Source organism: Segeticoccus rhizosphaerae, from assembly GCF_009192725.1.
Taxonomy (GTDB): domain Bacteria; phylum Actinomycetota; class Actinomycetes; order Actinomycetales; family Dermatophilaceae; genus Segeticoccus; species Segeticoccus rhizosphaerae.
The window spans coordinates 1-10226 of sequence record NZ_VOHR01000123.1; the positions used below are offsets into that span (position 1 = coordinate 1).

At 70.6% G+C, this 10226-nt stretch carries 12 protein-coding genes; 4 read left to right on the forward strand and 8 right to left on the reverse strand.

The window, feature by feature from the left end; genetic code table 11:
• Window positions 1-202, forward strand: a 202-nt coding sequence (locus FRW57_RS11335; protein WP_203230302.1) for a SelB domain-containing protein, incomplete at its 5' end; no start/stop codon positions are given.
• A gap of 125 nt (window positions 203-327) precedes the next feature.
• On the opposite strand, the gene FRW57_RS11340 is transcribed toward FRW57_RS11335, so the two are convergent.
• Together FRW57_RS11340 and FRW57_RS11345 are read right to left on the reverse strand one after the other, a co-directional pair.
• Window positions 328-1494, reverse strand: a complete 1167-nt coding sequence (locus FRW57_RS11340) for an acyl-CoA dehydrogenase family protein (RefSeq protein WP_137122431.1) — start codon at window positions 1492-1494, stop codon at window positions 328-330.
• 123 nt (window positions 1495-1617) lie between these two features.
• Window positions 1618-2634 (reverse strand): LLM class F420-dependent oxidoreductase, encoded by a 1017-nt coding sequence (locus FRW57_RS11345; RefSeq protein ID WP_137122432.1) that lies wholly within the window; start codon window positions 2632-2634, stop codon window positions 1618-1620.
• 49 nt (window positions 2635-2683) lie between these two features.
• Here FRW57_RS11345 and FRW57_RS11350 point away from each other — a divergent pair, with 49 nt between their 5' ends.
• Window positions 2684-4024: a UDP-glucose dehydrogenase family protein gene (locus FRW57_RS11350; protein ID WP_137122433.1), complete on the forward strand. Its 1341-nt coding sequence runs from the start codon at window positions 2684-2686 to the stop codon at window positions 4022-4024.
• A gap of 37 nt (window positions 4025-4061) precedes the next feature.
• Entirely contained in the window at window positions 4062-4505 is a 444-nt protein-coding gene (locus tag FRW57_RS11355; protein ID WP_137122434.1) for a CoA-binding protein, read from the forward strand.
• A 50-nt stretch (window positions 4506-4555) separates the two neighbouring features.
• On the opposite strand, the gene purE is transcribed toward FRW57_RS11355, so the two are convergent.
• Window positions 4556-5092 (reverse strand): 5-(carboxyamino)imidazole ribonucleotide mutase, encoded by a 537-nt coding sequence (purE, locus tag FRW57_RS11360; RefSeq protein WP_137122435.1) that lies wholly within the window; start codon window positions 5090-5092, stop codon window positions 4556-4558.
• Window positions 5089-6297, reverse strand: coding sequence for a 5-(carboxyamino)imidazole ribonucleotide synthase (locus FRW57_RS11365; protein ID WP_152186025.1), 1209 nt, complete (start codon window positions 6295-6297; stop codon window positions 5089-5091). The genes purE and FRW57_RS11365 overlap by 4 nt, the downstream gene beginning before the upstream one ends.
• A 61-nt stretch (window positions 6298-6358) precedes the next feature.
• Here FRW57_RS11365 and FRW57_RS11370 point away from each other — a divergent pair, with 61 nt between their 5' ends.
• Window positions 6359-6916, forward strand: a complete 558-nt coding sequence (locus FRW57_RS11370; RefSeq protein WP_238384773.1) for a GtrA family protein — start codon at window positions 6359-6361, stop codon at window positions 6914-6916.
• On the opposite strand, the gene FRW57_RS11375 is transcribed toward FRW57_RS11370, so the two are convergent.
• The 4 genes from FRW57_RS11375 to FRW57_RS11390 form a co-directional block, all read right to left on the reverse strand.
• Window positions 6868-7878 carry a sensor histidine kinase gene (locus FRW57_RS11375; RefSeq protein ID WP_137122438.1) on the reverse strand — a complete coding sequence of 337 codons (1011 nt, stop codon included), beginning with the start codon at window positions 7876-7878 and terminating at the stop codon, window positions 6868-6870. The genes FRW57_RS11370 and FRW57_RS11375 overlap by 49 nt on opposite strands.
• Before the next feature lie 3 nt (window positions 7879-7881).
• Window positions 7882-8562 carry a response regulator transcription factor gene (locus FRW57_RS11380; protein WP_137122439.1) on the reverse strand — a complete coding sequence of 227 codons (681 nt, stop codon included), beginning with the start codon at window positions 8560-8562 and terminating at the stop codon, window positions 7882-7884.
• Window positions 8563-8645: 83 nt separating this feature from the next.
• Window positions 8646-9458, reverse strand: coding sequence for an enoyl-CoA hydratase/isomerase family protein (locus FRW57_RS11385; protein ID WP_137122440.1), 813 nt, complete (start codon window positions 9456-9458; stop codon window positions 8646-8648).
• Between the two features lie 57 nt (window positions 9459-9515).
• A partial coding sequence (locus FRW57_RS11390) for an adenylate/guanylate cyclase domain-containing protein (RefSeq protein WP_162529338.1) occupies window positions 9516-10226 on the reverse strand: 711 nt, incomplete at its 5' end.

Here is a 10226-nt window from a genome sequence, read left to right on the forward strand (position 1 = left end):
CGCCGACGGCGTCGTGCTGCTGCCCAGCGGGCCGGCGCGAGCCATGCGCGTGCTGGCCGCGCTCCCCCAGCCCTTCACGACCAGCGCGGCGCGGCAGGCGATGTCGACGACGCGACGGGTCGTCATACCCCTGCTGGAGCACCTCGACGCGCGCGGCTGGACCCGGCGGATCGACGCCGGCCACCGCATGGTCGTCCGCTGACCGTGCTCACCTCAGGCCGCTTTGCTCGATTCAGACCGGTTCTGGCGCCGCGGGGAGCGGCCCTGGGTGAGCAAAGCGGCCCGGCGTGAGCACCGGGGGCCCGTGCCGGAAGGCGTGGAGAGGGGTCAGCCCTTGAGCAGCTGTCGGGCCATGACCACCCGCTGGATCTGGTTGGTCCCCTCGTAGATCTGGGTGATCTTGGCGTCGCGCATCATCCGCTCGACCGGGAAGTCCTTGGTGTAGCCGTAGCCGCCGAGCAGCTGCACCGCGTCGGTCGTGACCTCCATCGCCACGTCCGAGGCGAAGCACTTCGCTGCCGCGCCGAAGAACGGCAGGTCGGCGTCGCCACGCTCGGACTTGCTGGCCGCGACGTAGACCATCTGCCGGGCCGCCTCGAGCTTCATCGCCATGTCGGCGAGCATGAACTGCAAGCCCTGGAAGTCGGCGATCGCCTTGCCGAACTGCTTGCGCTCCTTGACGTAGCCGAGCGCGAAATCCAGTGCGCCCTGCGCGATCCCGACAGCCTGGGCGCCGATCGTCACGCGGGTGTGGTCGAGCGTCCGCAGAGCGATCTTGAGCCCCTCACCGGGTGACCCCACCATCCGGTCGCCGGGGATGCGGCAGTCGTCGAAGTGCAGCTCACGCGTCGGGCTGCCCTTGATGCCGAGCTTGTGCTCCTTCTCGCCGAAGCCGAAGCCCTCGTCGTCCTTCTCCACGACGAACGCCGTGACGTTGCGCCCGCGCGGACCATCGGGATCGGTGACCGCCAGCACCGTGTAGAACTGGGACACACCAGCGTTGGTGATCCACGACTTCTGGCCGTTGAGCACGAACGACCCGTCCGGCTGCTCGAGCGCACGGCACCTCATCCCCGCCGTGTCGCTGCCGGCCTCCCGTTCGGACAGCCCGTAGGAGAACATCGCCTCACCGGCCGCCACCGGCGGGAGGTACTTCGCCTTGACCTCGTCGGACGCCGCGAGGATCAGCGGCATGGTGCCGAGCTTGTTCACCGCCGGAATCAGCGACGACGACGCGCAGGCGCGCGCCACCTCCTCGATCACGATGCAGGTCGCCAGCGCGTCGGCGCCCACCCCGTCATACTCCTCGGCGATGTGCGGCGCGTGGAAGTCGGAGGCCCGCAGCGCGTCATACGCGGCCTGCGGGAACTCGCTCTTCTCGTCCACCTCCGCGGCGTGCGGCGCGATCTTGTCCTCGGCCACGTGGCGCACGGCCTCGCGCAGCGCCTCGTGGTCTTCGGAGAGGGCATACAGGTCAAATTCCGATGCGGTCACGGCACCGATGTTACCGGCGAGTTCGCTGCAGCGGGAGCCGGTATGCCGTGAGTCTCATGCTTCACCCGCGCGCTCCTCGGCGGCGTGTCGCTCCGCTCCATCCTCGCCGCTCGTCGTCGCCGCTCAGGACAGTTCGGGGATGACCCGGTCCTCGAACATCGCGATCCCGGAGGTGTCGTAGGCCGCCTCGAGGAAGTAGGTGATCGCGTAGTCGAGTCCGGCGTCACGCAGGCCCTGCAGCGCCTCCACGATCTGGTCCGGCGTGCCGACAGCCGGGCCGGACGCGAGCGCCTCGTACTGCTTGTCCGCGACCTCCTCCGACATGCCCGCCTTGAGGTAGTGGTCGCGCGCCCACGCCAGCCGGTCCTTCACCTCGGCGTCGTTCTCGCCGATGACCACGTTGTAGTCGGCCGAGCGGGTGATGTCGCCGAAGTCGCGCCCCACGTCGTCGCAGTGCCGCTTGAGCACCTCGCTCTTGTGGGCGAAGACGTCCGGTGTCCCGTCGAAGTTGGTGTAGTCGGCGAACTCGGCCGCGATCCGCAGGGTCTTGCGCTCGCCACCGCCGCAGATCCAGGTGGGTATGCCGTTGCGCGCGGACCCCGGGTAGGTGGTGCCCTGCAGCGGCCTGGGCGCGCACAGCGCACCGTCGACCTGGTAGTGCTCCCCGTCGAGGGTCGCCGAGCCGGTCGTCCACATGTCCCGGAAGATCTGCACGCCCTCGCGCAGGCGGCCGAGCCGCTCACCGGCCGACGGGAAGCCGTATCCGTAGGCGCGCCACTCGTGTTCGTACCACCCGCCGCCGATCCCCATCTCGACCCGGCCCTCCGAGATCACGTCGATGGTGGCGGCGACCTTGGCCAGGTAGGCCGGGTTGCGGTAGCTCATGCAGGTGCACATCTGGCCGAGCCGGACCCGTGACGTGCTCGCCGCCAGCGCCGCCATCACCGACCACGCCTCGTGGGTGGCGTGCTCCGAGGCTCGCGGCACGGTGTGGAAGTGGTCGTAGACCCAGACAGACTCCCACTCGGGCTGCTCGTCCAGCCGGTTCGCGAGGCCGGCCATCACTCCCCAGTGCTGTGCGGGATCGATGCCGACAAGGTCCATCCGCCATCCCTGCGGCAGGAACATTCCGAAGCGCATGTGTGTCTTCCTCTCGGTGCACGGACTGTGCAGACGTTACTGTCTCGACATGCCCCTCGCCATTTCTGTCATCGGCCTCGGTCCCCTCGGAGCCGTCCACGCCGCCTGTATGGCCGACCTCGGCCACACCGTCGTGGCCATCGACACGAGCATGCCGGAGCGGGCCGACGAGCTCGCCGCGGGACGCACGCCGTTCTACGAGCCCGGCCTCGACGACCTGCTCGCCAAGGTCCTCCCCACCGGCCGGCTGACGTTCGGCACCGACTACGCCGCGGCGGCGGACGCCGACGTGCACTTCATCTGCGTGGGCACCCCGCAACGCAAGGGCGAGTATGCCGCGGACCTCACCTTCGTGGACGCAACGGTCGAGGGGCTGGCCCGAGTGCTCGAGCGTCCCGCCCTGGTGGTGGGCAAGTCCACCGTGCCGGTCGGCACGGCCGCCCGAATCGCATTGCGGCTCAAGGAGATCGCGCCGGCGGGCGAGGCCGTCCATCTGGTCTGGAACCCCGAGTTCCTGCGCGAGGGGTTCGCCGTGCAGGACACGGTCGCCCCGGACCGCATCGTCTATGGCGTGCAGGGCCAGGGGGCCGGGGCGGACACGGCACGGCTCGACGAGGTCTATGCCACCCCCCTGGCCACCGGTATCCCTCGGTTGGTGATGGACTACGCGACGGCCGAGTTGGTGAAGGCCGCGGCCAACTCTTTCCTCGCGACCAAGATCTCGTTCATCAACGCGATGTCGGAGGTGTGCGAGGCGGCCGGGGCCGACGTCATCGCCCTCGCCGACGCGATCGGGATCGACGACCGCATCGGACGCAAGTTCCTGCGCGCTGGCATCGGCTTCGGCGGCGGATGCCTGCCCAAGGACATCCGGGCGTTCATGGCGCGCGCCGGGGAGCTCGGCGCCGAACCGGCACTGAGCTTCCTCAAGGAGGTCGACTCCATCAACCAGCGGCGTCGCGCGCGGATGGTCGACCTGGCCCGTGAGGAGTGTGACGGGTCGTTCGTCGGCAAGCGGGTCGCCGTCCTCGGGGCGGCGTTCAAGCCGTTCAGCGACGACATCCGGGACTCGCCCGCGCTGCACATCGCCGAGGCGATCCGTCGGCTCGGCGCCACGGTGACCGTGACCGACCCCAAGGCCCTGCCCAATGCCCGCAAGGCCTTCCCCGACCTCGACTACGCCGAGGACATCGAAGAGGCGTGTCGCGAGGCCGACGTCGTGCTGCACCTGACCGGATGGCCGGAGTACAGGGACTTCGACGCCGCAGCTCTCGCCAAGGTCGTCCGGAACCCCGTTCTCATCGATGGGTTCAACAACCTCGACGTCGCCCGGTGGCGTGACGCGGGGTGGACCTTCCGGGCCCTCGGACGACCCGTCCTGGACACCTGAGGGCAAGGTCCACCACGGCGAGGACGATGATCAGAGCATGAACAGCATCGTCACGGCCCACACCAACGACCCTGCCGTCATCCGGCGGTTGCTGACCACGCCCGCGACCTGGGCGGTCGTCGGGCTCTCCACCGACCCACACCGAACGGCGCACGGAGTGGCTCAGTGGATGACGCAGGCTCTTGGTCATCGCGTCATCCCCGTCCACCCCCGTGCCGAGGAGGTCTTCGGCGAGACCGGTTACCGCTCGCTGAGCGACCTGCCCGACGGTGAGCGGGTCGCCGTGGTCGACTGCTTCGTCAACTCCTCGCGGGTCGGGGCGGTCGTGGACGAAGCCATCGCCCAACGGGAGCGCCTCGGTATCGGCGCCCTGTGGCTGCAGCTCGGGGTCGTTGACGAGTCCGCCGCAACACGCGCCGAGGCGGCCGGGCTCGACGTGGTCATGGACACCTGCCCCATGATCGAGTTCCCGCGGCTCTGAGCCGCCGTTCGCCGATCCGCACGGCGTGCGGAGGAGCCGTGGGCTGTCGGTCAGCTCTGGGTGCGCGAGCGCAGCCGGGCACCCTTGGCGTGGGCCTGTTCACGCAGCCGGCCCTGGAAGTCCTCCATCGCCTCGCGCAGCTGCGCGGCCTCTTCGCCGGTACCGGACGCGAGGATCCGCACCGCGAGCAACCCGGCGTTGCGCGCACCCCCGATCGAGACGGTGGCGACGGGCACGCCGCCCGGCATCTGCACGATCGACAGAAGCGAGTCCATCCCGTCCAGGTGCTTCAGCGGCACCGGGACACCGATCACCGGCAGGGGCGTCACGGCCGCGAGCATGCCCGGCAGATGGGCCGCCCCTCCGGCGCCGGCGATGAGCACGCGCAACCCGCGCCCCGCAGCGGACCGACCGTAGTCGATCATCTCCTGCGGCATCCGGTGAGCCGACACCACGTCGGCCTCGTAGCCGATTCCGAACTCCTCCAACGCCTTTGCGGCGTCTTCCATCACAGGCCAGTCGCTGTCGCTGCCCATCACCAGGCCGACGACAGGCGCCTCAGGCAGCCCGGTGCCCTCTTCACTCATTCAGTGATCACTCCCGCGATGTAGTCGGCCGCGTGCCGCGCGCGCTCGCGCAGGTCGGCGAGGTCGGAACCGCTGACGGTGACGTGCCCGATCTTGCGTCCCGGCCGCACACCCTTCCCGTAGAGGTGCACCTTGACCCCGGGGTCGCGCGCCATGACGTGCCGATAGGCCGGGTAGAGCTCGTCGTAGTCGCCGCCGAGCACGTTGGCCATGACGGTCCAGCGGTCCCGGGTCGTGGTCGCCCCCAGTGGCAGGTCGAGTACCGCGCGCAGGTGCTGCTCGAACTGGCTGGTCACGGCGCCGTCGATGGTCCAGTGGCCGCTGTTGTGCGGCCGCAGCGCCAGCTCGTTGACCGCGTATGACGGCTGGCTCGTCTTCTCGTCGGCCACCTCGAACATCTCGACGGCCATCACACCGGTGACACCGAGTTCGCCGGCGATCCGCAGGGCCGCCCGGGTGGCCGCAGCGGACAGCTCACCGTCCAGGTCGGGCGCCGGTGCGAGGACCTCCGTGCAGACCCCGTCGGTCTGCACGGTCTCGACGACCGGCCAGGCAGCCGCCTGGCCGGAAGGACTGCGCGCGACGAGCACGGCGAGCTCGCGCACGAACGGCACCCTCTCCTCCGCGAGCAACCCGTCCGAGAGCAGCCCGCCGTCGCGGCTGTCACGCACCACGAGGTCGAACCAGTCGGAGGCCTCCTGCGGCGAGCCGACGGCGCGAACTCCCTTGCCGTCATACCCTCCCCGTGGTGTCTTGACCACGACCGGCCACCCGACCCTGTCACCGAACGCCTTCAGCTCGCCGGCGTCGCGCACCTGGGCCCAGCGCGGGCAAGCGATGTCGAGAGCCGTCAGACGACGGCGCATCGCGAGCTTGTCCTGGGCGAAGACCAGGCTGGCCGGTGAGGGGTGCAGGATGGCGCCGTCGGCCTCCAGCGCGGACAACACGGATGCCGGCACGTGCTCGTGGTCGAAGGTCACCACGTCGCAGTCGCGGGCGAACGTCCGGACCGCGTCCGCGTCGGTGTGCTCACCCACCGGCGACGACGGGACGACGAGCGCCGCCGAGGCGTCGGGGGCCTCCGCCAGGACCGAGAGGGTGACACCGAGTCCGACCGCGGGGGGCTGGCACATCCGGGCCAGTTGTCCACCGCCGATGATGCCGACGACCGGGAACCCACCTGGGGCGCGCTGCGGGGAAGTCACTCCCGCGACACTACCGGGCAGACACCGGGTGGTTGAAACCCACCACGGTTAGGCTCGGGTGGTGGCTGCCGACGACCCCGGGCTGTTCCAGCGCCTGCGTGACACCCTGGACGTCCTCGTCCGCGAGGTGGCCAAGTTCGGCATCGTCGGCTTCGTGGCCTTCATCGTGGACACCGTCGGTTACAACTTCCTGGTCTTCGGGCCGCACTTCAAGAACATGCTCGGTTACGAGACGACCGAGGGGATCCTGCACGACACCCCGCTGCGCGCCAAAATCTGCTCGGTGGCCGCGGCGACGCTGGTGGCGTGGCTCGGCAACCGCTACTGGACCTTCCGCCACCGCCGGCGTCCCGCGGTCGGTCACGAGCTGGTGCTCTTCGTCACCTTCAACGTCGTGGGGATGATCATCGCGGTCCTGTGCCTCGGGTTCTCCCGCTATGTACTGGACCTGCACAGCCAGCTGGCCGACAACATCAGCGGCAACGGCGTGGGGCTCGTGCTCGGGACCCTGTTCCGGTTCTGGGCCTATCGCACCTTTGTGTTCCCCGGCGTCGCTCTCGCCGAGGGCCCTCACGTCCCGGGCGCCTCGGACACGAAGAACGCGAAGATGACCGGCTGAGCCTGGATCAGCTCCAGCCGGCCGCCGTCGGCCTCGGCGAGGTCGCGGGCCAGCGCCAGCCCCAGCCCGGTGCTCTTGCCGCTGCTGACCGACCGCTCGAAGATGTGCGGGGCCAGCGCGGCGGGCACGCCCGGTCCCTGGTCTCCCACCTCGACCACCACGGAGGGACCGGCGCGCCGCGCGTGCACGTCCACCGTCCCCTTTCCGTGCACCAGCGAGTTCTCCAGCAGGGTGGACAGAACCTGCGAGAGCGAGGAGCGGTTGGCCTGCACCTGCAGGCCACGGGCGCCACCCACGCGGACGCTGCGCCGCGCCTGCTCGAAGGCCGGCTGCCACTCGCGCTGCAGCGCAGCGATGACCGAGTCCAGGGACACGGCGGTCGACTCGTCCTCACGCCCGCGGCGGGTGCGGGTGAGCAGGTCGTCCACGACACCGGTCAGCCGCTCCACCTGCGCGATCGCGATGTTCGCCTCCTCGCGCACCACCTCCAGGTCGTCGGTCGCGCCGATCTCCTCGATCCGCATCAACAGCGCCGTGAGCGGGGTGCGCAGCTGGTGGGAGGCGTCGGCCGCGAACTCGCGTTCGGAGGCCAGTGAAGCGGCCAGCTCCTTGGCCCGTCTCTCCAGGACCTGTGAGACGCGATCGATCTCCTCCACCCCGCTGCGCATCGCGGGGGTGCGCGACTGCCCGGCGCCCAGCTTCTCGGCCATCTCGGCCAGCTGGGTCATCGGCTCGGCCAGACGCCGCGACTGGTTGGTCGCGACCAGGACGCCGGCGACGACCGCCAGCACCGACAGCACCAACACCGCCAGGAGCAGGATCGGCCAGCTCACCGTGCTGGCCCGAAGGGGCCGGTCCACCCGCTCCAGGTGCCAGGCAGCCAGGGCGAAGATCGGCACGCCGAGGATCAGCACCGACAGGACGACGGCGAGCAGCGTGGAACGGATCAGGCGTCGGCGCAACCGTCAGTCTCGTTCGTTCGGCTCGAACCGGAACCCGACGCCGCGCACGGTGGTGATGAACCGTGGCTGCGCGGCGTCGTCGCCGAGCTTGCGGCGCAACACCGAGATGTGCATGTCCAGGGTCTTGGTGGACCCGAACCAGGCGGTCTCCCAGATCTCGCGCATGAGCTGCTCGCGGGAGACGACCTTGCCCTGCTCGCGGATCAGCACGCGCAGAAGGTCGAACTCCTTGGCGGTCAGCTGCAGCTCCTCGCCCTCGAAGAACGCGCGCCGCGCATCCGGGTCGAGCCGCACGACCTCCTCGGGGCCCTCGGTGGTCTCGTGCGGGCTGCGCCGCAGCATGGCGCGCACCCTGGCGAGCAGCTCGGCCAGGCGGAACGGCTTGGTGACGTAGTCGTCGGCCCCGGCGTCCAGGCCCACAACGGTGTCCACCTCGTCGGCACGCGCGGTGAGGATCAGCACCGGGAAGGTCCGGCCGTCCGCGCGCATCCGCCGGCAGACCTCGAGCCCGTCGATGTGCGGCAGACCGAGGTCGAGGACGACCATGTCGGGGTTCTGGGTGGCGCCCTCGAGAGCCTCGCGGCCGTCTGCCCGCACGTCGACCTCGTAGCCCTCGCGCCGCAACGCGCGGGCAAGGGGTTCGGAGATCGCGGGATCGTCCTCGGCGAGCAGCACTCGGGTCATGAGGTCATCGTAGAGGTCGGCCGCATCCGCACCGCGATCTCCTCCGGGTGTCGCCACACGTGTTGCCACATCGTCATCAGCCCTCACCGCCCGGGCCACTGCGGGGTGCGCTTCTCGGCGAACGCGGCCACGCCTTCGGCCCGGTCGGCCGAGAAGGCGGTGGCGCGCCAGCACCCGTCCTCCACCTCGAGGCCCGTGGCGAGGTCGACATCCGCGCCGAGTCGCATGGCGCGTTTGGCCTGCCGCAGTCCCACCGGGGAGTTGCGGGCGATCTGGGCGGCCAGCTCGAGCGCCCGCTCTCGCCCCGTCCCGGGCTCGACCACCTCGTCGACGACGCCGAGACGGGCCGCCTCGTCGGCCTCGAGCCGGCGTGCGGTGAAGACCATGCCCGCCGCCCGGGACCAGCCGATGCGACGGGTGAGCAGCTGGGTGCCGCCGCCGCCGGGGATGACACCGACCGAGACCTCGGGCAGGCCGACGACGGCGCGCGAACCGGCGATGACCAGATCGCAGGAGAGCGCGAGCTCCAGCCCGCCGCCGAGCGCGAAGCCCTCCACCACGGCAATCGCCGGCACGGGGAGGTTCAGCACGCCGGTGTATGCCGCCCGCGCGACCGGACGCTGCCGCATCAGGTCGGCGTCGGTGAACGTGTTGCGCTCCTTGAGGTCCGCCCCGACACAGAACGCCTTCGGGCTGGTGCTGGTGAGGATGACGCACCGAACGCCGTCATCCGCGGCCAGCGCCGCGGTGGCCTTGCCGATCGCCCGGGCCATGGCCGTCGACACCGCGTTCATGGCCTCGGGGCGGTCCAGTGCGAGCTCGGCGACGTGCCCGTCCTTGCCGTGCCGGGTGACGCTCACCAGCGACCCGGTCGCCTCATGGCTCTCCTTGCTCATCTGTGCCTCTTCTCGTATGTCGAGTTGCGGGTCGCGCCGGTCTGGCTCATTCAGTCCTCACGTCGTCGTCGCCGATCCAGAGTCGCTCCGGCCCCGTCGGCCGGACGCCCCGGCGCGCTGCAGCCGCCACGGTGTGATGCGCCCCAGTCCCCGGAGCGTACGCGGCGGCAGCTGCGCCATCTCGAAGCCGGACACGCTCGACAACGCGGTGGCCACCGCGTCGTCAACCACCACGGTGTTCGGCCTGGCCACCGCCGTGAGGCGGCTGGCCCGGTTGACCGTGGTGCCGAAGACGTCGCCGAGTCGCGAGACCACCTGACCACTCGCCATACCCACCCGCACCTTCGGCAGGATGTCGTCCTCCTTGATGGCGTCCACGAGATCGAGGGCGATCGCGGCGGCAGGGGGCGTGCCGATCGTCACGTAGAGGACCTCGTCGCCCACCGTCTTGATGACACGCCCGCCGTGGGCCGCGATGACCTCCGACGCGAGCGCCTCGAACCGCTGGACCACCTGCACCAGCTGGTGCTCGGACAGCCGGCGCACCAGCGCGGTGAAGGAAACCAGGTCGGCGAAGCCGACGACGCGGAAGACGCCCTCGTGGTCGGCCGAGGGCTCGGCATCCGCCACCATGCGCGCGATCGCGGCCGACAGGTGCCGGCGCCAGGCGTAGACGAGCAGCGGCTCGAGCGTGTCGGCCAGCTCGGTCAGCTTCTCCCCCGCGGCCCTGGCGGCGGCCGAACCCGGCACGCCGCGACTGGGCTCGCC